Source organism: Pseudomonas sp. 3MAES_34.3B (assembly GCF_058145875.1).
Genome location: NZ_CM176960.1, coordinates 3845198 through 3868301 on the forward strand (window position 1 = coordinate 3845198; position 23104 = coordinate 3868301).

The 23104-nt window shown below is 62.3% G+C and carries 19 protein-coding genes and 3 tRNA genes; 3 read left to right on the plus strand and 19 right to left on the minus strand.

The features are described from left to right. Positions 1-263 precede the first annotated feature (263 nt). Positions 264-1619, plus strand: coding sequence for a TolC family outer membrane protein (locus AC3Z8Y_RS16995; RefSeq protein WP_490086822.1), 1356 nt, complete (start codon positions 264-266; stop codon positions 1617-1619). Positions 1620-1679: 60 nt separating this feature from the next. On the opposite strand, the gene AC3Z8Y_RS17000 is transcribed toward AC3Z8Y_RS16995, so the two are convergent. Then, positions 1680-2645: an NAD(P)H-quinone oxidoreductase gene (locus tag AC3Z8Y_RS17000; protein WP_490086823.1), complete on the minus strand. Its 966-nt coding sequence runs from the start codon at positions 2643-2645 to the stop codon at positions 1680-1682. Positions 2646-2819: 174 nt separating this feature from the next. Between AC3Z8Y_RS17000 and AC3Z8Y_RS17005 the strand changes: the two genes are divergently transcribed. Both AC3Z8Y_RS17005 and AC3Z8Y_RS17010 read left to right on the plus strand, forming a co-directional pair. After that, a complete protein-coding gene (locus tag AC3Z8Y_RS17005; protein WP_490086824.1) occupies positions 2820-4895 on the plus strand; it encodes a carboxy terminal-processing peptidase in 2076 nt (691 codons plus the stop codon). A gap of 123 nt (positions 4896-5018) precedes the next feature. Continuing rightward, positions 5019-6782: a bifunctional diguanylate cyclase/phosphodiesterase gene (locus AC3Z8Y_RS17010; protein ID WP_490086825.1), complete on the plus strand. Its 1764-nt coding sequence runs from the start codon at positions 5019-5021 to the stop codon at positions 6780-6782. 116 nt (positions 6783-6898) lie between these two features. On the opposite strand, the gene AC3Z8Y_RS17015 is transcribed toward AC3Z8Y_RS17010, so the two are convergent. The 18 genes from AC3Z8Y_RS17015 to truA form a co-directional block, all read right to left on the minus strand. Further along, a complete protein-coding gene (locus AC3Z8Y_RS17015; RefSeq protein ID WP_181111675.1) occupies positions 6899-7270 on the minus strand; it encodes a hypothetical protein in 372 nt (123 codons plus the stop codon). Between the two features lie 197 nt (positions 7271-7467). After that, entirely contained in the window at positions 7468-7917 is a 450-nt protein-coding gene (locus AC3Z8Y_RS17020) for a YkvA family protein (protein WP_490086826.1), read from the minus strand. Positions 7918-8233: 316 nt separating this feature from the next. Next, positions 8234-9013 carry a BamJ family beta-barrel-assembly machinery protein gene (gene bamJ / locus AC3Z8Y_RS17025; protein ID WP_181111673.1) on the minus strand — a complete coding sequence of 260 codons (780 nt, stop codon included), beginning with the start codon at positions 9011-9013 and terminating at the stop codon, positions 8234-8236. A gap of 154 nt (positions 9014-9167) precedes the next feature. Next, a complete protein-coding gene (pcaQ, locus tag AC3Z8Y_RS17030; RefSeq protein ID WP_490086827.1) occupies positions 9168-10139 on the minus strand; it encodes a pca operon transcription factor PcaQ in 972 nt (323 codons plus the stop codon). 116 nt (positions 10140-10255) lie between these two features. Further along, the gene (nirD, locus tag AC3Z8Y_RS17035; RefSeq protein WP_490086828.1) at positions 10256-10615 is read right to left on the minus strand and encodes a nitrite reductase small subunit NirD; all 360 of its coding nucleotides are present in this window, start codon (positions 10613-10615) and stop codon (positions 10256-10258) included. A gap of 1 nt (position 10616) precedes the next feature. Next, the gene (nirB, locus tag AC3Z8Y_RS17040) at positions 10617-13178 is read right to left on the minus strand and encodes a nitrite reductase large subunit NirB (RefSeq protein ID WP_490086829.1); all 2562 of its coding nucleotides are present in this window, start codon (positions 13176-13178) and stop codon (positions 10617-10619) included. 446 nt (positions 13179-13624) lie between these two features. After that, a tRNA-Asp gene (locus AC3Z8Y_RS17045) sits at positions 13625-13701 on the minus strand. 95 nt (positions 13702-13796) lie between these two features. Next, positions 13797-13873 (minus strand) — tRNA-Asp (locus AC3Z8Y_RS17050). A 45-nt stretch (positions 13874-13918) separates the two neighbouring features. Beyond that, positions 13919-13994: transfer RNA gene (locus AC3Z8Y_RS17055), tRNA-Val, on the minus strand. Positions 13995-14110: 116 nt separating this feature from the next. Further along, positions 14111-14878, minus strand: a complete 768-nt coding sequence (locus tag AC3Z8Y_RS17060; protein WP_490086830.1) for an SDR family oxidoreductase — start codon at positions 14876-14878, stop codon at positions 14111-14113. Between the two features lie 5 nt (positions 14879-14883). Beyond that, positions 14884-16098, minus strand: a complete 1215-nt coding sequence (locus AC3Z8Y_RS17065; RefSeq protein WP_490086831.1) for an O-succinylhomoserine sulfhydrylase — start codon at positions 16096-16098, stop codon at positions 14884-14886. Positions 16099-16109: 11 nt separating this feature from the next. Beyond that, on the minus strand, positions 16110-17615 hold the full coding sequence (gene purF / locus AC3Z8Y_RS17070) for an amidophosphoribosyltransferase (RefSeq protein ID WP_181111666.1): 1506 nt from the start codon (positions 17613-17615) through the stop codon (positions 16110-16112). A 16-nt stretch (positions 17616-17631) separates the two neighbouring features. Beyond that, positions 17632-18213: a CvpA family protein gene (locus tag AC3Z8Y_RS17075; RefSeq protein WP_181111665.1), complete on the minus strand. Its 582-nt coding sequence runs from the start codon at positions 18211-18213 to the stop codon at positions 17632-17634. 182 nt (positions 18214-18395) lie between these two features. Further along, positions 18396-19073 (minus strand): SPOR domain-containing protein, encoded by a 678-nt coding sequence (locus AC3Z8Y_RS17080; protein ID WP_490086832.1) that lies wholly within the window; start codon positions 19071-19073, stop codon positions 18396-18398. After that, positions 19057-20364: a bifunctional tetrahydrofolate synthase/dihydrofolate synthase gene (folC, locus tag AC3Z8Y_RS17085; RefSeq protein WP_490086833.1), complete on the minus strand. Its 1308-nt coding sequence runs from the start codon at positions 20362-20364 to the stop codon at positions 19057-19059. Before folC ends, AC3Z8Y_RS17080 begins: the two co-directional genes overlap by 17 nt. Beyond that, the gene (accD, locus tag AC3Z8Y_RS17090) at positions 20361-21287 is read right to left on the minus strand and encodes an acetyl-CoA carboxylase, carboxyltransferase subunit beta (RefSeq protein WP_490086834.1); all 927 of its coding nucleotides are present in this window, start codon (positions 21285-21287) and stop codon (positions 20361-20363) included. Before accD ends, folC begins: the two co-directional genes overlap by 4 nt. Before the next feature lie 215 nt (positions 21288-21502). Then, entirely contained in the window at positions 21503-22126 is a 624-nt protein-coding gene (locus AC3Z8Y_RS17095; protein ID WP_490086835.1) for a phosphoribosylanthranilate isomerase, read from the minus strand. A 60-nt stretch (positions 22127-22186) separates the two neighbouring features. Continuing rightward, positions 22187-23041, minus strand: coding sequence for a tRNA pseudouridine(38-40) synthase TruA (gene truA, locus AC3Z8Y_RS17100; protein ID WP_490086836.1), 855 nt, complete (start codon positions 23039-23041; stop codon positions 22187-22189). Between the last annotated feature and the right edge of the window lie 63 nt (positions 23042-23104).

A 23104-nucleotide genomic window follows, 5' to 3' on the forward strand; every position in this document is an offset into this window, starting at 1 on the left:
TTGACACACTAAATACCGAATCCTCAAAAATCGTCTGAAAGCCCCCGTATGCGGTCCTTTCAGCGAATCGGGCGACTGTACGATGTACCGAAAGGGCACCGCTCGCATAAGTTTTTTTAGGAATAAGCCTTATGAAGAAATGGTATTAACGTCACAGAATTTTCACAGCATCAGTAATGTTACGATCCGCGCATGGATCAATAAGAATAATCGCCAATAATTTGGCGACTGCCATTATTACAGGGACAGGGAGAAGTACACCGATGCGCATCTTAACCCCCCTCTGCAGCGCCGTGCTGTTGGCGATCGGGGCCATGCAGGCCCACGCCATGACGCTTCAGGAGGCTATTCAGAGCACCGTGGATACTCACCCGGAGCTGCAGTCGAATATCAACAGCAGGCTTGCCGCAGACGAAGACGTAAAAGTCGCCCGTGGTGCCTACCTGCCCAGCGTGGACTTCGTGGGCGGCTATGGTCGGGAGAAATCCGACACGCCGACTACCCGCGCCCAGGGTGGCCACCATAAAGAGCTGCTCACGTATACAACGTCCGAGCTGCGTTTGCGCCAGATGCTGTTCGACGGGTCGAGCGCGACGCGTGAAGTGTCGCGAACCGAAGCGGTTTCCACCTCTCGTGCCTTCTATGTACAAGGCGTGGCACAAGACCTCGCCCTGCGCGCGGTCGAGGTGTACCTGGAGGTGCTCAAGCGCCGAGAGCTGGTGGACCTGGCCAAGAACAACCTGCAGGCGCACCTGAGGGTCAATGACCAGATCGGCCTGCGCACCGAGCGCGGTATCGGCAGCACCGCCGACAGCGATCAGTCCCGCGCCCGCCGCGCACTGGCCGAGAACAACTACCAGACCGCCATGGTTGACCTGGCCGACGCCGAAGCCAACTTCTACAGCGCCACGGGCCGCATGCCGGATGAGCTCGAAGCACCGCCGACCATTCGTGGCGAGTTGCCTCCCGAGGTCACCGACGCCCGCCAGGCGATGATCGACAATAACCCGTACCTGAAGTCTGCCCAGGCAGATGTACAGGCAGCGGAACAGCAATATGAAGGTGCAAAGTCGCAGTTCTACCCGCGGGTAGACGCGGAAGTGGCCGTGGGCGCCAACGACAACATCTCTGGCGAAGAAGGCCACGCCAACGACTGGCGTGCGGGTGTGGCGGTCAGCTACAACCTGTTCCGTGGCGGCAGTGACAAGGCCCGCTTGCAAGGCGACGCGCATCGCATCAACCAGGCGATGGACATCCGCAACAATGCCTTGCGCAGCCTGAACGAAAACATGTCCCTGGCCTGGAACGCCATGCTCAACGCGCGCCAGCAAGCACCCAGCGCACGTGAGTACGCCGAAACCACCACGCGTGTAAGGGCGGCCTACCAGAACCAGTTCGGCCTGGGCCAACGCACCCTGCTCGACCTGCTGGACAGCGAAAACGAGCTGTACAACGCCAACCGTCGTTACACCGAAGTGCGCTACACCGAGGAATACTCGATGTACCGCGTACTGGCGAACATGGGCATGCTGCTGCCGAAGTCCAAGATCGTGCTGCCGGCCGAAGCCATCGCCAAGACCGACGTGAAAAGCGAAGCGCATTTGCCGGATATGCGCTGATCCCGTGATTCCCGGGCCAGCCATTCGGCTAGCCATTCGGCAGAGCCCGGGAACAAGGTGTTAAACCAGCGCCGGATCGACCACCAGCACCACCTTCCCGGTGATCTGGTTGGTGGCCAGTTCGGCGAAGGCTTCTTCGGCCTCGCCGATCGGGAAGGTCCGTGCAATCTGTGGGTTGAGCCGCTTTTCAGTGAACAGCGGCAACACCTCTTGCCCCAATTCCTTCAGCAGCTCCGCCTTGAAGGTATCGTCGCGGCTGCGCAGCGTAGAGCCAATCAGCTGCACGCGCTTGCCCAGCATCAACCCCATGTCCAGTTTGGCCTCGCGGCCACCCATCACCCCGATCAACACCCAGCGGCCGTCCTGGGCAGCCACTTGCAGGTTGAGCTCGGCGTAATTGCCCCCTACCGGGTCCAGAATCACGTCGAACGGGCCCAGGTCCTTGAGTGCAGACAGGCCTTCGCCACGTAGCACGCCGCCTTGCGCACCCAACTTTTGGCAGTAATCCAGCCGTTCTGCCGAACCCACCGTTACCCAGGTAGGGTTGCCAAAGGCCTTGCACAGCTGAATCGCCGCCGAGCCTATGCCGCTGGCCCCCGCATGCAGCAGCACTTTCTCGCCAGGCTGCAGGCGCGCCAACTGGAACAGGTTCAACCATACGGTGCCGTACACTTCGAGAATGCCTGCGGCCTCGATCAGGCTCAGCCCTTCTGGCACCGGCAGCACATGGCGCGCATCGACCACTACTTCCTCGGCCATGCCACCACCGGCAAGCAGGGTGCACACACGGTCGCCCACGTTGAACGCCGCCACCCCGGCACCTACTTCGCTGATCACCCCGGCACACTCCAACCCGAGGATTTCACTGGCCCCGGGCGGCGGCGGATAATGCCCCGCACGTTGCAGCAAGTCGGCCCGATTGAGCCCGGCAGCGGCCACGCGAATGCGCACCTGCCCCACATCGCATGGGGGTGCCGGGTACTCGGCCCATTCCACATGCCCTTCAACGCCTTGCAATGCCTTCACGCTGCCTCCATAGTTGACTTGAACTGAGCCCCGCGCGATGACGCGGGGTTTTTTGCATTATGTGACTCAAGTGCCGCGCCGCTGCATGAACAGGATTTAATGTAGCGGAGCTGGAACCGGTCCATTCAAAGACGGCCTAATATGCGTTATCAACTGTCCCCTCGTCGAATGAGCATGAAGCAACTATTCCCCGGTACCGCCCTGGCGTTAGGCATCAGCCTCAGCCTGCTGTCAGCCCCAGGCTTTGCGGCCAATAGCTGGAACAGCCTTCAGCCCGACCGCGACGAGGTGATCGCCAGCCTCAACGTCGTCGAGTTGTTAAAACGCCATCATTACAGCAAACCTCCGCTGAACGATGCGCGCTCGGTCATCATCTATGACAGCTATATCAAACTGCTGGATCCGTCCCGTAGTTATTTCCTGGCCAGTGATATCGAAGAGTTCGACAAGTGGAAAACCCAGTTCGATGATTTCCTGAAAAACGGAAACCTCGATCCTGGCTTCACCATTTACAAGCGTTACCTGGATCGCGTGAAGGCCCGCCTCGATTATGCCCTCGACCTGCTGGACGACGGCGTGGACAAGATGGACTTCAGCACCAACGAAACGCTCGAAGTGGACCGCAAGGATTCCCCATGGCTGGCAACCACCGCCGACCTGGATGGCCTGTGGCGCAAGCGGGTGATGGACGAAGTGCTGCGCATGAAGCTGGCGGGCAAGGATTCCAAGCAGATCCAGGAAACCTTGACCAAGCGCTACAAGAACCAACTGGCACGGCTCGATCAAACTCGCGCCGAAGACATCTTCCAGGCGTACATCAATACCTTCGCCCAGTCCTACGATCCGCACACCAACTACCTGTCGCCTGACAACGCAGAAAACTTCGATATCAACATGAGCCTTTCCCTGGAAGGCATCGGGGCCGTGCTGCAGAGCGACAACGATCAGGTGAAGATCGTGCGGCTGGTACCGGCCGGCCCGGCGGACAAGACCAAGCAGGTCGCGCCTTCGGACAAAATCATCGGGGTAGCCCAGGGCGACAAGGAAATGGTCGACGTGGTCGGCTGGCGCCTGGATGAAGTGGTCAAGCTGATCCGAGGGCCCAAGGGCTCGGTGGTGCGCCTGGAAGTGATCCCGCACACCAACGCGCCGAACGACCAGACCAGCAAGATCGTGTCCATCACGCGTGAAGCGGTGAAGCTCGAAGAGCAGGCCGCGAAGAAATCCGTGCTGCACCTGAACCAGAACGGCCACGACTATAAACTGGGCGTGATTGAAATCCCGGCGTTCTACCTGGACTTCAAAGCCTTCCGGGCCGGGGATCCGGACTACAAGTCCACCACCCGGGACGTGAAGAAGCTGCTCAGCGAGCTGCAGAAAGAAAAGGTCGACGGCGTGGTCATCGACCTGCGCAACAACGGCGGCGGCTCTCTGCAGGAAGCGACCGAGCTCACCAGCCTGTTCATCGAGAAAGGCCCGACGGTGCTGGTGCGCAACAGCGACGGCAAGGTCGACGTGCTCGAAGACGAAAACCCGGGCGCCTTCTACAAGGGGCCGCTGGCGTTGCTGGTCAACCGCCTCTCGGCTTCTGCCTCGGAGATCTTCGCTGGCGCCATGCAGGACTACCACCGTGCGCTGATCATCGGTGGCCAGACCTTCGGCAAGGGGACCGTGCAAACGATCCAGCCGCTGAACCATGGCGAACTCAAGCTTACGCTGGCCAAGTTCTATCGGGTGTCCGGCCAGAGCACCCAGCACCAGGGCGTACTGCCAGACATCGCTTACCCGTCGATCATCGACACCAAGGAAATCGGCGAGAGCGCGCTGCCCGAAGCCATGCCGTGGGACACCATCCGGCCTGCCGTCAAACCGGAAACCGACCCCTTCAAGCCGTTCCTGGCGCAGCTCAAGACCTTGCATGACAAGCGGACCGAAGGCGACGCGGAATTCGCTTATATCCGCGACCGCCTGGCGCTCAGCCAGAAACTCGCTGACGAAAAAACCGTGAGCCTCAACGAAGCCCAGCGCCGTGCCGAGCACACCAGCATCGAGGCGCAGCAGCTTGCGCTGGAAAATGCCCGCCGCAAGGCCAAGGGGCAGGAGCCGCTCAAGGAACTGAAGAAAGAGGACGAAGACCCGCTGGCCGGCGCGCCGGACGACAGCAAGCCCGAGGACGACGCCTACCTGAGTGAAACCGGGCGCATCCTGATCGACTACCTGCGGCTGAATACCCAGGTGGCCAAGCACTGATGTGAAAGGTGATAGCGCTGCAGGCTGATGGCGTTTTAGTCATCATCCTGTCACGCAACTGTCGTGAAATACGAGGCCGGGCAGCGATGCCCGGCCTTTTTCATTCTCGGCATCGGAACACGCATGACCATCACCGAACAGCTCGGCGCCCTGAGTGCCATTCTCGCCCAAGGCAATGTGCATACCCTGTTCCAGCCGATCGTTTCCCTCGCCGAGCGGCGAGTGCTGGGCTATGAAGCACTCACCCGAGGCCCGTCCAACAGCCCGCTTCACTCTCCGCTCAACCTCTTTGCCGTGGCCCGGCAAACCGGGCACCTCAGCGAGCTCGAAGTGTTGTGCCGGCAAACCGCCTGCAAATGCTTCAGCGCACAGCGGTTGCAGGGCAAGCTGTTCCTCAACGTATCGCCCGAATCGCTGCTTGAACCCATACACCCGTCCGGGCTTACATTGCAGCTGCTGCAACGCTATGGGCTGTCGCCCAGCCAGGTGGTGATCGAACTCACTGAGCAAACCCCGACGGATGACTTCCAGCTGCTGTCCAGAGCGCTGCACCATTATCGCAGCATGGGCTTTACCATCGCGCTGGACGACCTGGGCGCCGGGTATTCGAGCCTGCGGCTGTGGTCCGAGCTGCGCCCCGATTACGTAAAGATCGACCGGCACTTCATCGAGGGCATTCACCAGGACGCGCTCAAGCGGGAATTCGTAGGCTCGATCCTGCAAATCGCCCGCCGCTCCCGGGCGCAGGTGATCGCCGAAGGCATCGAACAGGTAGAAGAATTGGCGGTGTTGACCGAAATGGGCGTCGACCTGGTGCAAGGCTATCTGCTTGCCAGGCCGCATGAACGGCCACCCCGGGAGGCAACCGAGATGCTGCCGCGCGTGGAGGCCACACCGGCCTTGGCCGAGGAAGCACGGGACCTGCGCAACCTGCTGCTGGAGCAGCCCGCAGTGGCCCACGACACGCCGATTGCTCGTGTGCTGGAGGCGTTCCGCCTGCAGGCGAATCTGAACTCGATGGCTGTGCTGGATGCGGAACGCCGCCCGTGCGGGATCGTTCACCGTCACTCGCTTTCCGATGCGCTGCTCAAACCCTTCGCCACCGACCTGTTCGCACGCAAGCCGATCAGCCGCCTGATGAGCGAGGATTTCCTTGCCGTGGAGCTGGGCCAGTCGCTGCAGCAGGTAAGCCGGCTGCTCACCAGCCGGGCGCGCCAGCGCATCGAAGAAGACTTCATCATCACCGAAGGCGGGGCCTATCAAGGGCTTGGGCGGGTGATCGACGTGTTGAAGTTGATCACCGAGCTGAAGATCGAACAGGCCCGCTATGCCAACCCGCTCACGCTGCTGCCAGGCAATGTACCCATTCGCCAGTGCCTGGAGCGAGTACTCGCCCAAGGCCGTGAAGTAGCGGTGTGCTACATCGATATCGACAGTTTCAAACCCTTCAACGACCTGTACGGCTATAGCCGCGGCGATGAGGTATTGCTGTGCCTCGCCCACTGCCTGAGCGAGCGGGTTGACCCCAGCCGCGACTTTCTCGGCCACATCGGCGGGGACGACTTCATGCTGGTGATCGGCTCGGGCGACTGGCGACCCCGGCTGGACCGCCTGATCGAAGACTTCACCCAACAGTGCCGGCGGTTCTACCGCAGCGAGCACCTGGAGGCCGGTTGCTTTGTTTCGCACAACCGCCAGGGCGTACGGCAGGCCTTCCCGTTGCTGTCGCTGTCCATCGGCGTGGTGCACCTGAATGCCGGGGACTGCGCAGGGCTGAATGCCGAGGACCTGGCCGCACAGGCTTCGGAGGCCAAACACAGCGCCAAGGAGATTGCGGGGTCGGCGGTGTTCGCGAAGCCTCCTGTGCTTGTGGCCATCCCGCTGTAGGCGCTTTAACGCTGTGGGAAGCGGATTACTGTTTTCTCAAGCCCTCATTCGCGAGCCCGCCTGCGGCTTCGCTTGCTCCTACAATAGGCGGCGCAAGCTCGCGAAAACGACGCCGTTCAGCTCATCGACTTACCGGGATAACTGTACTCGAACACCCGTACCACCTCCGAAGCGTGCCACGAAGCCGCGGCGATCCCGTCGACCGGGCCGGAAAAGCGGCCTAGCCTTTCCACACATTCGAAGAAACCGGTTCGCGGCAGGCGGCTTGCGCCTTGGCTGATCACCAATGAGCTACGCAAGGGCTGTTCGGCGCGGGCATCGAGCATCGCCAGATGCTCAAGTGCCGCGGTGAGGGTTTGCATGGCGGGGCTTGGCAGTTGCAGACGCTCGAGCAAGGCGCGATAGGTCAGCAGGTGGCGCTGCCTTCGTGCTACATCCAGTTCACCGAGCAAGCCGTCCCAATGTTGCCGACTGATCCTCACGCTCATCGGTCGCTCCCCTCGCCCGAGGCTACGCCAGGCACAACGAGGCAACTTTCAAAACGCTGAGATACATATGTCATCGGAGCCCTCCTTGATGACCCTGTCACTTGAATGGTCTTCACCGGCTTCAAACATCTTAACAGCCCAGACCTTTCCGTGAAGTGCGACAGGGCGCCTCGCCGACATACGTCAATGCGCGCGGCTCAAGGGCGGCGCAGGTATTCGCCCTCCAGCGGCACGCTCTGCTCGGGCACACGCTCCACTACACTCAGGGTTTCGGGCTGTTGCCGGCCACGCCATGCACGGAAGGCATCCAGCTCGCCCTGCAGCACTTTCATCACCCAGCCGAGCACGGCGATGTCGTCGAGCATGCCTACCCCCAGCAGCCAGTCGGGGATCGCATCGATAGGGCTGACAAAGTAGAGCAGCCCCGCTACCACTGACAGAATGGCCTTTGCGCTGATCGCGCGGTATTCGCCGCGCCAGTACGCCATGCACAGCGCCTGTAACAATGCGACATCTTCTTTCACTTGGCCCAGGCGCTTGCCGCGTACTTTACGGGCAACAGCGATGGCCAGCGCAGGTAACCGGCCGCGCGCGACCAGGCGCTCGGCCAGTGGCAAAAACTGGGTGAAGCCGAATGGTGCCTTCATGAAGCCTCCCGGTCATTCGTTGAAGGATATCCACAATATTTGTGGATAACCATGTGAACAGTGGCCTTGGATCGGGCTGAAAGCCCCAGCGGGACGGGGCGAAGGTCAAATCGGCGCTTTTTCGTTCACATCCGCTGACAAAACCCCCCGCATAACAGCCCGCACGCCCAGGCGCAAGCCCTCCATCTCTGACTTTCAGCACCCTCAGGGGTTCGCTTTCGATTGGCCAGGTTCGCCTGATCCGCGGCTTTCAACCAGCCGAAAACAACAACGCCCCGGCAAATGCGGGGCGTTGTGGGAGCAGCAGCCTGGGGCCTTACTGCGCCTTGGCGGGCGCTTCAGCCGGGGCTTCGTCCGCCGGTGCGGCCTGTTCGGCGTCGTCACCTTCAGCCTGGGCCTTGGCCGGATCCTTGATGCCCAGCAGTTCGAGATCGAACACCAGCACCGAGTTGGCCGGAATGGTCGGGCTCGGGCTTTGCGCGCCGTAGGCCAGGTCGCTCGGGATGAAGAGCTTGACCTTCTCGCCCACGTGCATCAGTTGGAGGCCTTCGACCCAACCCGGAATCACGCCGCTGACAGGCAGGTCGATCGGGCTGCCGCGCTCCACGGAGCTGTCGAATACCTTGCCGTCGATCAGCTTGCCGGTGTAGTGCACGGTGACCACGTCGGTAGGCTTGGGCTGCGGGCCATCGGCCTTCTGCACCACCTGGTACTGCAAGCCGGAAGCGGTAGTGACCACGCCGTCCTTCTTGCCGTTCTCTTCAAGGAATTTCTTGCCAGCGGCCATGGACTCCTCGCTCATCTTGGTCATGCGCTCTTCGGCGCGCTTCTGCAGCGCGGCAAAGGCCTCGACCAGCTCGTCATCCTTGAGCTTCTGCTCTTTTTTGCCGACAGCGTCTTCAATGCCAAGGGCCACTGCCTTGGAATCGAGGTCGTCCATGCCTTCCTGGGCGAGGCTTTTGCCCATGTTCAGGCCGATGCCGTAGGAGGCTTTCTGAGCCGGGGTTTTCAGCTCGACGCTGCTGGTCTGCTTATCGCAACCGGCGAGAACCAAGCCAACCAGGGCGATCGCAGCCGCCAACCGATGCTGTTTCATGCTGTTTCCTTGTGAGGGGCGCCATACGAAGGGCGGTCGAGTTAAGCCGCGAGCTTAGCAGGCAGGCCCGACCAATGGCTATGCCATAGGAGGGGGAATAATCAGATAAGTTCAAGCTACCAAAGGATTTTCGATCGCGCAGGTGAAAGATCGTTTAACCGCCGCGCGGGCGGTCGGCAGGCGTGTGTTGTTCCAGTTGAGCTTCTCCGTCGCGGTACCTTGCGGCCACCTCTCGCACCACATCACACAGCCACTGGCCGGGTAGCGACAACGGCAAGGCAGCGTTCCCGCAGATGCCCACCGAACCGCCCGGCTCACTCACCCCCAGGCTCAACTCGCACAGTTCACCCTGACGGATATCCAGGTGAACGGCATCACGCGGGGCAACCCAGACCGCATCGCTGCCCTGCACGTATCGACGGCTCAAGGTCGGGGACAGGGTTTCCAGCCGTTGCGCCGAGGGTGGAATGCCACACTGTACGAACAGGCTGTCGGCATGCTTGCGAATGGTGGTGCCCGCCAACGGCAACACCAGCGGGAACGCGGGTATGCGGGTCACGTCCACGGGGGTGGCACCGAGCAAAGGGTGCCCCGGCCGCACCACGAGCGTCATCGCTTCGCTGTACAGGTGCTCGAAGGTCAGGCCCTGGATTTGTGGGTTGTCGGCCACACGGCCGATCACCAGGTCGAGTTCGCCCACATGCAGCTGCCCCAAGAGGTAGGCGCCAGGGCCGGTGGCCACGCTCACCACCAGTGCCGAGTGACGCTCATGCAACAAGCTCAGCACTTGGGCCATGAACTGGCTTTCAACCGTAGATAGGGCACCCACGCGCACGTGAGGCGGCTCATGGCTGCTGTCGCGCAACGTGCTTACGCCGTCACGCAACGCCTGCACACAGGGCCCCGCGTACCGCATGAAGCGCACCCCCGCAGGGGTCAGCGCCACCCCGCCCTTGCTGCGCTCGAACAGCCGCGCCTGGAGCAGGTCTTCAAGCTCCTTCAAGGTTTTGGATATCGCCGGCTGGCTGATCGCCATGGCATCCGCCGCGCGAGCGAAACTGCCATGGCGGGCGATTTCCAGGAAACACAGCAGGTGGCGAAATTTGATGCGGTTGTCGAGGTTCATGGCGGGAGTTTAACAAGCTTCAAGCTTCAAGCTTCAAGCTTCAAGCTTCAAGCCGAGCTTGCTCTTGCAGCTTCCAGCTTACGGCTTGCAGCTTGCAGCTTGCCGCTGCGGAGCGCTCAGCCACCGATCTCCACCCTGCCCTCCACCAGCCTCACGGGCCAGGTTCTCAGAGCTTGGCCAGCATCTTCGAGGCAGTGGCCGTCCACCAGGCTGAAGTGCTGTTTGTACAGCGGCGCCGCCACCACCGGCTCGCCGCCGAGGTTGCCGATGATGCCGCGGCCGATCACGTTGGCGCCGGAGCGCGGGTCGCGGTTGTCGAGGGCGAACAGCTCGGGGGCCTGGCCCGGGAGGTAGAACAGGGCGATCTGCTGGCCTTCGTGCCACGCCACGACGCCCGAGTTGGGCACCAGGTCGTCGAGCCCGCACAGGGTGGCCCACGGGGTATCGGTACGGTAAACAGTGGCTGGCTGGTTCATGTCATGCCTCCTCGGTGGCGGTAACGGGAATCAGGCAAAGTTCATCGGCGCGAGCCGGCCGGCGCTGGCCGCGTTCGCGTACAAATTGCACGCCCGGGTCGGCATGTTTTTCGTTCACGAAGGTGCGGAAGCGCTTGAGTTTCTCCGGGTCCTTCAGCGCGTTGGCCCACTCGCACTCGTAGCGATCGACCACCAGTTGCATCTGGGCTTCCAGCTCAGCGGCTAACCCAAGGCTGTCGTCAATCACCACGGCCTTGAGGTAATCCAGCCCGCCTTCCAGGCTTTCGCGCCATACGGAGGTGCGCTGAAGCTTGTCCGCCGTGCGGATGTACAGCATCAGGAAGCGGTCGATGTAACGAATGAGCGTGGCGTCGTCCAGGTCGGTCGCGAACAGTTCGGCATGGCGGGGGCGCATGCCGCCGTTGCCGCACAGGTAAAGGTTCCAGCCCTTCTCGGTGGCAATCACGCCCACGTCCTTGCTCTGGGCTTCCGCGCATTCGCGGGTGCAGCCCGACACGGCGAACTTGAGCTTGTGCGGCGAGCGCAGGCCTTTGTAGCGATCCTCGATCAGCAAGGCCATTGCCACGCTGTCCTGCACGCCGTAGCGGCACCAGGTGCTGCCTACGCAGGATTTCACCGTGCGAGTCGACTTGCCATACGCATGGCCGGTTTCAAAGCCTGCCTCGATCAACTCGCTCCAGATATCCGGAAGCTCATGCAGCTGTGCGCCGAAGAGGTCGATCCGCTGACCACCGGTGATCTTGGTGTAGAGGTCGTATTTCTTCGCCACCGCGCCGATCGCTATGAGCTTGTCGGGAGTGATTTCGCCACCCGGGATGCGCGGCACCACCGAATAGGTGCCGTTCTTCTGCATGTTGGCCATGAAGGTGTCGTTGGTGTCCTGCAGCGGTACCAGCGAAGGGTTCATCACGGGCTGGTTCCAGCACGAGGCCAGGATGTTGCCAACTGTGGGCTTGCAGGTATCGCACCCCAGGCTGCCTCGACCGTGGCGTGCGTGCAACTCCTCGAACGTTTGAATGCCTTCAACGCGTACCAGGGCATAGAGCTCCTGGCGGGTGTAGGCGAAGTGCTCGCAAAGGCTCTTGTCCACGGTCACGCCGCGGGCGCTGAGCTCGTGCTCGAACACTTGCTTGAGCAGAGCCGAACAGCCACCGCAGCCTGTGCCTGCCTTTGTCTGACACTTTACGGACGCAAGATCGCCACAGCCGCTGTCGATAGCGCCGCAGATCGCCCCCTTGCTCACGTTGTGGCAGGAACAGATAGTCGCTGTGGCGGGCAGCGCGTCCGGGCCCAGCAAAGGCGCGGCCTCGCCTTGAGGGAGGATGAGCACCGCAGGGTCCGTGGGCAGCGGCAAGCCGTTCTGGGCGTATTGCAGTAGCGTGTCGTAGTAGCTGTTATCGCCTACCAGCACAGCGCCCAGCACTTTGCTGCCGCTGGCGTCGACCACCAGCCGCCGGTAACTGCCGGTTGCCTCGTCAATAAAGCGATAGCTGCGCGCGCCCGGGGTGGTGCCATGGGCATCGCCAATGGAGCCTACGTCCACGCCAAGCAGCTTGAGCTTGGTCGACATATCCGCGCCGGTGAAAGTGCCGGCGTCGCTACCGGTCAGCAAATCAGCCAGGTTACGCGCCATGGTGTATCCCGGAGCAACCAGGCCGAACACGCTGCCGTTCCAGGACGCACATTCACCGATGGCGAAGATTGCGGGGTCGCTGCTGCGGCACTCGCTGTCAATCACCACGCCGCCTCGTGGGGCGATATCCAGGCCACACGCCCGGCCGAGGGCATCCTGCGGTCGAATACCCGCCGAGAACACGATCAGGTCGGTTTCCAGGTGCTCCCCGTCGTCGAAATTCATGCGGTAGCGGTGCGTTTCCCCCGCTTCCACGCTCTGGGTCGCCCGTGCCAGGTGCACGCCCACCCCGAGGGCTTCGATACGGGCCCGCAAGGCTGCACCACCTTCACTGTCCAATTGCACCGGCATCAGCCGCGGTGCGAACTCCACTACATGCGCTTCGAGCCCGAGTGACTTCAAGGCATTGGCGGCCTCGAGCCCCAGAAGCCCGCCGCCCACTACCACCCCTCGGCGAGCACCTTGGGCTGCCAGGCGGATGCGGTCGAGGTCGTCGAGGGTTCGGTACACCAGCCGTGCATCACCTTCGCAGCCGGCAATGGGGGGCACAAACGGATAAGAGCCCGTGGCCAGCACCAGCCGGTCATAGTGGTAGCGGCCTTTGTTCGTGACGATGGCGCGGTTGGCGCGATCAATCTCCCGCACGGCCTCATCGTGGTGGGCCTGCATGCTGTTGTCGCGATAGAACGAGGGGCCATTCATGGCCAAGGCTTCGGCATCCTTACCGGTGAAATATTCGGACAAATGCACGCGGTCGTAAGCACGCTGCCGCTCTTCGCCGAACACATGCACGTCATAACGTGCCACAGCGCCGCGCTGGGCCAACTGCTCCAGCAAATGGTGGCCGACCATGCCGTTACCCACGATGATCAGTTGCTCGCGCGGCTTGTGAGTCAGAATCGAGTTCATACGCTACCTCGCCTCGAGGCCTTGGCCCCGCAAAAACGAAAAAGGCGCCTGGAGCCCGTGAGAGCTCCAGGCGCCTTTGCCTGGTATTCAGTCAGTTATGTATGGGGAGCCGCGTTGCTCACCAGTGCCCGGCCGGGTGATCGACATTGATCAGCCGGAAGGTCGGCCCATGCGTTGCGATGGACCCCAAAGGTTTAGCAACCTCTGTGCCAGAACCTAACTCATTGAATTTCTGAGCGTTGCGCGTATTTACCGGGGGATAAGGCGAACCAATGCAGTGCGCCGGAGAACAACCCTCACGGTTATAGGGCATTTCCATAAACCTGCGCAGGCCCGTCGAGGTAAGCGCAGAAGACATGCCTCCGTTTAAAAACAGCGGGCAAAAAAAAACGACCCGAAGGTCGTTTTCTGTAGATCCGAAACCGTTCAACGTTTCGGACCAAAGATGGCGCAGCGGACGGGACTCGAACCCGCGACCCCCGGCGTGACAGGCCGGTATTCTAACCGACTGAACTACCGCTGCGTATCGCTCAGGCTTTCGCCCGAAGTGAAACTGGCTGACCGAAGCGGGGTGGTTGCTTCGATCTCAGGCAGCGGGTTAACGATACCTGGGAAAAATGGCGCAGCGGACGGGACTCGAACCCGCGACCCCCGGCGTGACAGGCCGGTATTCTAACCGACTGAACTACCGCTGCGCGTCGGTGGACTTTCGTCCGCTCTAGAATCAGAGCACTTCGAAGTGGTGGGTGATGACGGGATCGAACCGCCGACCCTCTGCTTGTAAGGCAGATGCTCTCCCAGCTGAGCTAATCACCCGTGTACTGCGTCGAAGTGGTGCGCATTTTGGCGATGAGGCGAATGTAAGTCAATACCCTGCTTGAAGTTTTTTTCAAAAAGGCTGTTCTGGCCGTTACGCCCCATACCGCCCGTGGTCAGACGTAAATCATCTTGCGGGTCATGCCACCGTCGATGATCAACTCCTGGCCCGTCACGAACCCGGCATTGGGCGACAACAGCCACGCCGCAGCCGCGGCGATGTCTTCCACGGTACCTACCCGCCCGACGGGATGCTGCGCATGGTCCGCCTCGCTCAACGCTTGAGCGCGGCGCTCGGAGGGATCGCGTGCATCGACCCACCCAGGGCTGATCGCATTGACACGGATTTCCGGAGCAAGGCTGATAGCCAGTGCATGGGTAAGTGCCAACACGCCGCCCTTGCTTGCCGCATAGGCTTCGGTGTCTGGCGCTGACTGATGCGCGCGGGTGGAGCAGATGTTCACGATCGCGCCATTGCGGGCGCGCAGGTAAGGCGCGCAGTGCCTGGCCATCAGCATGGTGCCGGTGAGGTTCACGCCGATCACCCGCTGCCAGTGCGCAAGGGGCACGCTTTCGATAGGCCCGCCATGTGCATCGGTGATCGCCGCGTTGCACACCAGGGCGTCCAGCCGGCCGAAGCGCGCCAGCGCCTGGGCTACCCCGGCAATCACCTGCCGCTCATCAGCCACGTCCATGGCAACGAAAGCAGCACCCTCCCCCAGTACCTCGGCCACGTGCGCGCCCCGAGCCGCATCCACGTCGGCGAGCACTACCTTCCAGTCCTCTACCAGCAGCCAGGCGGCAATGCCCAGGCCGATGCCCCGCGCCGCGCCCGTGACCAGCGCAACGCGAGCATCGCGAAAGCCGGTACGGGCAATTTCCATCGGAATCACAGCGCAGCCAGGCCTCGCGCCATGTCCGCCTGCAGGTCCGCGAGGTCTTCCAGGCCCACCGCCACACGGATCAGGCTGTCACGAATCCCGGCCGCTTCGCGCTCTTGCGGGGACAAGCGCCCGTGCGAGGTGGTCGCCGGGTGAGTGATGGTGGTCTTGCTATCGCCCAGGTTCGCGGTGATGGACACCAGCCGGGTAGCGTCGATAAACGCCCATGCACCCTGCTTGCCGCCTTTCACTTCGAAGCTGACCACACCGCCGAAGCCGCCGCGCATCTGCTGCTTCGCCAATTCGTGCTGCGGATGGCTTTCAAGGCCGGCGTAGTACACCTTCTCGATGCCATCCTGCTGCTCCAGCCACTCGGCCAAGGCCTGCGCGCTGGCGCAGTGAGCGCGCATCCTGAGGCTGAGCGTTTCCAGCCCCTTGAGGAAGATCCAGGCATTGAACGGGCTGAGCGAAGCGCCGGCGGTACGCACCACGCCGACCATTTCCTTCATATGCTCGGCACGCCCCGCTACCACACCGCCCATGCAACGGCCCTGGCCGTCGATGAACTTGGTGGCCGAATGCACCACAATGTCCGCGCCCAGCTTCAAAGGCTGTTGCAGGGCCGGCGTGCTGAAGCAGTTGTCCACGACCAGCAGCGCACCCCGGGCATGGGCGACTTCGGCCAGCGCGGCGATATCGACCAGTTCAGCCAGCGGGTTGGACGGCGACTCCACGAACAGCAGCCGCGTATTGGGCTTGATGGCCCGTTCCCAACCGGCAACGTCAGCCAGCGGCACGTAGCTCACCTCGATACCGAAGCGCTTGAAGTACTTGTCGAACAGGCTGATGGTGGAGCCGAAAACGCTCTGGGACACCAGCACGTGGTCCCCCGCGCTGCACAACCCCATCGCCACGCCGGTGATCGCTGCCATGCCGGTCGCGAAACCGACCGCCTGCTCGGCGCCTTCCAATGCCGCCATGCGCTCTTCGAAGGAGCGCACGGTAGGGTTGGTGTACCGGGAATAGACATTGCCCGGGACTTCACCGGCAAAGCGTGCCGCTGCATCTGCCGCGGTGCGGAACACGTAACTGGACGTGAAGAACAGCGGGTCGCTGTGCTCCCCTTCCGGGGTGCGGTGCTGGCCCGCACGCACGGCCAGGGTGTCGAAACCTACGCCTTCCAGATCACTGTCGAGGCGCCCTGCGTCCCATTCCTGGCTCATGCTCTGCTCCTTCAGTTGTTGTACAGGTCGATGATGGCGCTCACGGCCTGGGTTTTCACCTTGGCCACGTCGTTGCGGGCCGTGTCGATCTTGCTGAGGTAGGCCGCGTCCACGTCGCCGGTGACGTAGTTGCCATCAAATACTGCGCAATCGAACTGGTCGATTTTCACCTTGCCCCCGCCCACTGCATCGATCAGGTCTGGCAGGTCCTGGTAGATCAGCCAGTCGGCACCGATAAGGTCGGCTACTTCCTGTGTGCTGCGGTTATGTGCGATCAGCTCATGCGCGCTCGGCATGTCGATGCCGTACACGTTGGGGTAGCGCACCGCTGGCGCCGCGGAGCAGAAGTAGACCTTCCTGGCGCCGGCTTCACGGGCCATCTGGATGATCTGCTTGCAGGTGGTGCCACGCACGATGGAGTCGTCCACCAGCATCACGTTCTTGCCGCGGAATTCGAGTTCGATGGCGTTGAGCTTCTGCCGAACAGACTTCTTGCGAGCCGCTTGCCCCGGCATGATGAAGGTACGGCCGATGTAACGGTTTTTCACGAAGCCTTCACGGAATTTCACGCCCAACTGATTCGCCAGCTCCAGCGCCGAGGTGCGGCTGGTGTCCGGGATCGGGATTACCACATCGATGTCGTGGTCTGGCCGTTCGCGCTGGATTTTCTCGGCCAGCTTTTCGCCCATGCGCAGGCGCGCCTTGTACACCGAGATCCCGTCGATGATCGAATCCGGCCGGGCCAGGTACACGTGCTCGAAGATGCAGGGCGCGTACTGCGGGTTCGGCGCGCACTGGCGCGTGTGCAGCTTGCCGTCTTCGGTGATGTACACCGCTTCGCCCGGCGCCAGGTCGCGAATCAGGGTGAAGCCCAACACGTCGAGCGCGACGCTTTCGGAGGCGATCATGTACTCCACGCCTTCGTCGGTATGGCGCTGGCCGAACACGATGGGACGAATGGCGTTAGGGTCGCGGAAGCCGACGATCCCGTAGCCGGTGATCATCGCCACTACGGCGTAGCCGCCACGGCAACGCTTGTGGGTGTCTTTCACTGCGGCGAAGACATCTTCCTCGGTGGGCTGCAGCTTGCCGCGCACGGCCAGCTCATGAGCGAAGACGTTGAGCAGCACCTCGGAGTCCGAGCTGGTGTTGACGTGGCGCAGATCCGATTCGTAGATCTCCTTGGCCAACTGCTCGACGTTGGTGAGGTTACCGTTGTGCGCCAGGGTGATCCCGTAAGGAGAGTTGACGTAGAACGGTTGCGCCTCTGCCGAGGTGGAGCTGCCAGCGGTGGGATAGCGCACATGGCCGATGCCCATATGCCCCACCAGCCGTTGCATATGGCGCTGCTGGAAGACATCACGGACCAGGCCGTTGTCCTTGCGAAGGAATAACCGGCCGTCGTGGCTGGTCACAATACCGGCAGCGTCCTGGCCGCGATGCTGCAAGACGGTTAATGCGTCATACAGTGCCTGATTGACGTTCGACTTACCGACGATACCGATGATGCCACACATGCGACACAACCCCTACTTAGTGAACCTGAACGGACCCTTGCTCATGGCCTTTGGGCGCAGGCAAGAGATGCTCCTTGAACGGAATCTCGACCGGGGAAGTGACCCCGGCCGCCAGCCATTGACTGCTCATTCCAAGAATGAGGTTCTTTGACCAGTCTGCAACGAGAAGAAAGCGCGGTAGCAATTGCGACTGTTGCCACCATGGATCCTGCTGAACGGGACCCAGGCTGAGCAGGCCGGCGGCAATGACGATCAGCAGCCCGCCACGCGCGGCGCCGAACACCATGCCGAGAAAGCGGTCTGTTCCAGACAGCCCGGTGACACGAATGAGTTCGCCTATGAGGAAATTGACCATCGCGCCTACCAACAGGGTGGCAACGAACAGAATGACGCAACTGGCGATCACGCGCGCTGATGGCGTTTGAATATAACCTTCTAGGTACTGCGAAAGGCCGCCGCCGAACATCCAGGCCACGGCGCCTGCGACTATCCACGTTACCAGCGAGAGGGCTTCCTTGACGAAGCCGCGCTTCAAGCTGATCAACGCAGAGATAGCGACGACCGCAATGATCGCCCAGTCAACCCAGGTAAAAGCCACTTTTCGGCCTGCAGACGGATAAGGCCGCGCATTTTAGCAGACGGGAAGGTTCCGGTTAAGCAGCATTATCGGATCGCTGCCATTGGCAGGGGCTATGACCGGAAAGGGAGCCGATGGCCATACCTGGGGGACCGGGAAACTGGCCACCTGCCAAAGCCGTGACAGGCTTCAAAGAACACGATTCAGGTGCGCTCAGGCTCGAAGCGCACTACGAACCCCTTCAGGTTTTGCTGGCGATTGATCACATCGCGAAGGCGTTCGGCTTCCGCACGATCGATCAGCGGCCCAACGAACACGCGGTTCTTGCCCTCGGCCGAGCGAACATAGGCGTTGTAGCCCTGAGTGCGAAGGGTTTTCTGGAGGGTATCGGCACCTGCGCGGCTGGACAGGCTGGCCAGTTGCACCGCCCAACTCACCGGTACACCGCTAGGGTCCAGCCTGTTGGCCTGCGCGGTTGCCGCAGGGGTGGCAGGCTGGGCCGCCACTTTGGGCTGCGCCGCCGCGGGCGCGCCTGCCGTGGGCGCGGTGACCGTGGGGGCGGAGGCGATGGGCATGCTGGGCGGATGAGCCTGGGCAGGTGCCTTGGCGGTAATCGGTGGCGCCGGAGCATGTGCGGCGGACGGAGCCGTCGCGGGTGCCGCATCCTCGACCACAGTAGGCGGGGGCGCGTCCGGAACTGCCGCCGGCTGCACACTCACGTCCGGCACAACGGGTGCGGCCGGCGCCGAGGGTGCATTCACACGCACCTCACGAAGCTCGTCCGGGCGGCTGAACAGCATGGGCAAAAACACCACTGCCAGTGCAATCAGCACCAGCGCGCCGACCATGCGTTGCTTGAAGACGTTATCCAGCAGAGCCATCCGCGGCTACCTCCAGGCCGTGCCGCTCGATCCATGGCAAGGCATCGGCTACACAAAAGAAAGATCCGAACACGAGTATCTCGTCGCCGGGGCCAGCCAGATCACATTGATGCTCAAGGGCCGCCTCGACACTGCCATGTGACGTTGTTACAGCCTCAAGGTTCGACAAGGCTGCCTGCAGTGACTCAACGGAACGGCTACGAGGCGATGGCAAGGGGCATACGGCCCAGTCAGACACACAACCCAGCAGCGGCTCGATCACGCCCGCAAGGTCCTTGTCAGCCAGCAGCCCGAATACCGCACGGCGAATGCCAGGCGCGGCAATCGGTGGCAGCCGCCCCCGCAGGTATTGCGCGGCATGGGGGTTATGCCCTACGTCCAGCAGCAGGCGCACCCGCTTGCCTTTCCATGCAACGTCCCGTCGATCCAGGCGGCCGGTGACACGGGTGGTTCGCAGCGCCTCGGCAATGCTGTCCGCTTCCCAGGGCAGCCCAAGGAGTGCGAAGGCCTGCAAGGCAAGCGCCGCGTTTTCCATGGGCAGGTCCAGTTGTGGCAGGTTCACCAGGCCGAGCACCTGGCCTTCGGCGCCCTGCCCTTGCCAGTTCCAACCTTCCCCGTGCATTTGCAGGTCGAATTCATGGCCGCGCAGAAGCAAGGGGCAACCCAGGCTGCGAGCCTTTTCGAGCAGAGGCGCTGGCGGATCGAGGTCGCCGCAGAGCGCAGGCCGACCGGAGCGGAGTATCCCGGCCTTCTCGAACGCTACCGATTCTCGGGTATTGCCCAGATAGTCGGCGTGGTCGATGCCGATGCTGGTGATCACAGCAAGGTCGGCGTCCACCAGGTTGACGGTATCGAGACGGCCACCGAGCCCCACTTCCAGTACCACGGCGTCGAGGCCCGCAGGGGCAAACAGCCAGAAGGCCGCCAGGGTACCCATTTCGAAATAGGTGAGCGACACGTCACCCCGTGCTGCTTCCACGGCCTCGAACGCAGCGCAGAGCTGCGCATCCGAGGCCTCGGCACCATTCAGGCGAACGCGCTCGTTATAGCGCAGCAGGTGAGGCGAGCTGTACACCCCCACACGCAGGCCCTGCCCTGCCAGCAGGCTGGCGAGGAAGGCGCAGGTGGAACCCTTGCCGTTGGTCCCCGTTACAGTGATGACCCGAGGCGCCAGGGGCCCAAGGCCCAACCGCTGGAATACCTCTCGTGACCGCTCCAGCCCCATGTCGATTGCCACGGGGTGCAGCTGTTCAAGGTACGCCAGCCAGGCGTCCAGGGTGCGAGGTTTCATACCGCTGCAGGCGTGGTCACGGCGGCCGGCTCGGCGGGCTGAGCGGAAATCACCGCCTGGCCAGGGGTAGGCACGTTCATCATCTGGGCCAGCAGGCGCGCAACGCGAGGGCGTAGCTCCTGACGGTGAACGATCAGGTCAATGGCGCCGTGCTCCAGCAGGAACTCACTGCGCTGGAAACCTTCCGGCAGTTTTTCGCGCACGGTCTGCTCGATCACTCGCGGGCCGGCAAAGCCGATCAGCGCCTTGGGCTCGCCGACAATAACGTCACCGAGCATGGCCAGGCTGGCGGAAACACCGCCGTACACCGGGTCGGTCAGTACCGAAATGAACGGAATGCCTTCTTCGCGCAGCCGCGCCAGCACCGCGGAGGTCTTGGCCATCTGCATCAGGGAGATCAGTGCCTCCTGCATGCGGGCGCCACCGGACGCCGCGAAGCACACCATCGGGCAGCGATTTTCCAACGCGTAGTTGGCGGCGCGAACGAAACGCTCACCCACGATGGCACCCATGGAGCCGCCCATGAAGCTGAATTCGAAGGCACTGGCCACGATCGGCATGCCCATCAGGGTACCGCTCATGGAAATCAGTGCGTCCTTTTCACCGGTCTGCTTTTGCGCAGCGGTGAGGCGATCCTTGTACTTCTTGCCGTCCTTGAACTTCAGGCGGTCAACCGGCTCGAGCTCGGCACCCAGCTCCTCGCGGCCCTCGGCATCGAGGAAGATATCCAGGCGGGCGCGAGCGCCAATGCGCATGTGATGGTTGCACTTGGGGCAAACGTCGAGGGTTTTCTCGAGCTCGGGCCGGTAGAGTACCGCCTCGCAGTTCGGGCACTTGTGCCACAGGCCCTCGGGAACCGAACTCTTCTTCACTTCGGAACGCATGATCGAAGGGATCAGTTTGTCTACCAACCAGTTGCTCATGCTTGTTTCTCCAGTAACTGGGCAAACCCTGTGCGGGCCGGACCTGGGGGCCAGCGCCGCCACGGTCATTCAACACCAGGGGAGCGCGTGACGCTTCACCCTCTCGAAAATAGCTATAGGCGTACCGGGCCACCTTGTGGGGCCTGCAAGGCACGCTAGAAACGTACGACGGCGGCAAGGTCGCCGCCGTCACATTGCCATACCGCCCGGCCAAGTCAACGCCAGGAGCGCACAGCCTTGACGAAAGCCTCCACGCGACGGGCGTCCTTTATACCTTTGCTGCGCTCTACCCCGCCGCTTACGTCCACCCCGTAGGGGCGCACCTGCTCGATGGCCTCGCTGACGTTTTCAGGGGTGAGCCCACCGGCCAGGATGATGGGTTTGTCCAGCTCCGCCGGAACCAGCCCCCAATCGAAAGCCAGGCCGGTACCGCCAGGTACACCTTCCACAAAAGCATCGAGCAGCAGGCCGCTGGCGCCCTGGTACCGCCTGCACGCCCCCGCGATATCGTCCCCGGGCCGAACCCTCAGTGCCTTGATATACGGGTGCCCGTAACGGCCGCAGTCTTCGGGTGTCTCGTCCCCGTGAAACTGCAGCAGGCCGAGGGCGACGGCATCCAGTGTTTCGTTGATTTCGCAGGCGCTGGCATTGACGAAGAGCCCCACCGTGGTAACGAAAGGGGGCAAGGCGTTGATAATTTCGCGCGCCTGGAGGACGGTAACCGCCCGGGGGCTGCGAGGGTAGAACACCAGGCCAATGGCGTCGGCACCGGCATGTGCCGCCACCAGCGCGTCTTCGACGCGGGTAATACCACAGATTTTGCTGCGAACGGCGGCCATCGGGCTACTACCTCAGCGCTTGCGGAAAGCCTGGCATGTTAGCAAAAGCACCTTGGGGCGTCAGCCTTCAAGGCCGCAGAAGCCTGTAAGGAAATGTGGCCCGATATACCTTGGCGGTATTTCGTAGCTATCCGGGTATTCCACGTGCACCAGGTAAAGCCCGTAGGGGTGTGCGGTAACGCCGCCTTGCCGTCGCTCGCGGCCCTGCAGCACTTCTTCTGCCCAGGTGATGGGCTTCTGACCGGAGCCGATAGCCATCAGCACACCGGCCAGGTTTCGCACCATATGGTGCAAAAACGCACTGGCACGAACGTCGATGACGATCATCTGGCCGTGCCGGCTGATACGCAGGTGATGCATCTGCTTGATCGGGGATTTTGCCTGGCACTGGCTGGCCCGGAACGCACTGAAGTCATGGGTGCCCAGCAACGGCTGCGCCGCTTCCGCCATGCGCTCGACGTCCAGCGGCCGGTGGTTCCAGGTCACCTCATCGGCCAGATGAGCAGGGCGAATAAGGTCGTTGTAGATCACGTAGCGGTAACGCCGGGACATCGCCTTGAAGCGGGCATGGAAGTCCCGCGGCATGGGGCGCGCCCAGGTCACGCTGATGTCATTGGGCAATTCGGCGTTGGTACCCATTACCCAGGCGCGCTCGGGGCGGACGGCCTGCGTATCGAAGTGCACGACTTGGCCGCAGGCATGCACGCCGGCATCCGTGCGCCCGGCACACATGACCGACACAGGGCACGCTGCTACCTTGGAAAGTGCCCGCTCGAGGGTTTCCTGCACGCTGCGCACGCCGTCGGCCTGGCGTTGCCAGCCGTTATAACGCGAGCCTTTGTATTCCACACCCAATGCAATGCGGGTGTAACCGTCGGCGGCCACTTCGTCCGCCGCGCTTTGGTAGATAGTCACTGCTTGAAACCCATATCCAGGAAAACGACAACGGCAGCCTGCGCGGCTGCCGTCGGGAGATAA

Bases quoted from the DNA above. Each gene is read 5' to 3' on its own strand.
- AC3Z8Y_RS16995 (WP_490086822.1), top strand. From the start codon at position 264: ATGCGCATCTTAACCCCCCTCTGCAGCGCCGTGCTGTTGGCGATCGGG.
- AC3Z8Y_RS17005 (WP_490086824.1), top strand. From the start codon at position 2,820: ATGAAGCAACTATTCCCCGGTACCGCCCTGGCGTTAGGCATCAGCCTC.
- AC3Z8Y_RS17010 (WP_490086825.1), top strand. From the start codon at position 5,019: ATGACCATCACCGAACAGCTCGGCGCCCTGAGTGCCATTCTCGCCCAA.
- AC3Z8Y_RS17015 (WP_181111675.1), bottom strand. From the start codon at position 7,270: ATGAGCGTGAGGATCAGTCGGCAACATTGGGACGGCTTGCTCGGTGAA.
- AC3Z8Y_RS17020 (WP_490086826.1), bottom strand. From the start codon at position 7,917: ATGAAGGCACCATTCGGCTTCACCCAGTTTTTGCCACTGGCCGAGCGC.
- bamJ (WP_181111673.1), bottom strand. From the start codon at position 9,013: ATGAAACAGCATCGGTTGGCGGCTGCGATCGCCCTGGTTGGCTTGGTT.
- pcaQ (WP_490086827.1), bottom strand. From the start codon at position 10,139: ATGAACCTCGACAACCGCATCAAATTTCGCCACCTGCTGTGTTTCCTG.
- nirD (WP_490086828.1), bottom strand. From the start codon at position 10,615: ATGAACCAGCCAGCCACTGTTTACCGTACCGATACCCCGTGGGCCACC.
- nirB (WP_490086829.1), bottom strand. From the start codon at position 13,178: ATGAACTCGATTCTGACTCACAAGCCGCGCGAGCAACTGATCATCGTG.
- AC3Z8Y_RS17060 (WP_490086830.1), bottom strand. From the start codon at position 14,878: ATGGAAATTGCCCGTACCGGCTTTCGCGATGCTCGCGTTGCGCTGGTC.
- AC3Z8Y_RS17065 (WP_490086831.1), bottom strand. From the start codon at position 16,098: ATGAGCCAGGAATGGGACGCAGGGCGCCTCGACAGTGATCTGGAAGGC.
- purF (WP_181111666.1), bottom strand. From the start codon at position 17,615: ATGTGTGGCATCATCGGTATCGTCGGTAAGTCGAACGTCAATCAGGCA.
- AC3Z8Y_RS17080 (WP_490086832.1), bottom strand. From the start codon at position 19,073: ATGGCTCTGCTGGATAACGTCTTCAAGCAACGCATGGTCGGCGCGCTG.
- folC (WP_490086833.1), bottom strand. From the start codon at position 20,364: ATGAAACCTCGCACCCTGGACGCCTGGCTGGCGTACCTTGAACAGCTG.
- accD (WP_490086834.1), bottom strand. From the start codon at position 21,287: ATGAGCAACTGGTTGGTAGACAAACTGATCCCTTCGATCATGCGTTCC.
- AC3Z8Y_RS17095 (WP_490086835.1), bottom strand. From the start codon at position 22,126: ATGGCCGCCGTTCGCAGCAAAATCTGTGGTATTACCCGCGTCGAAGAC.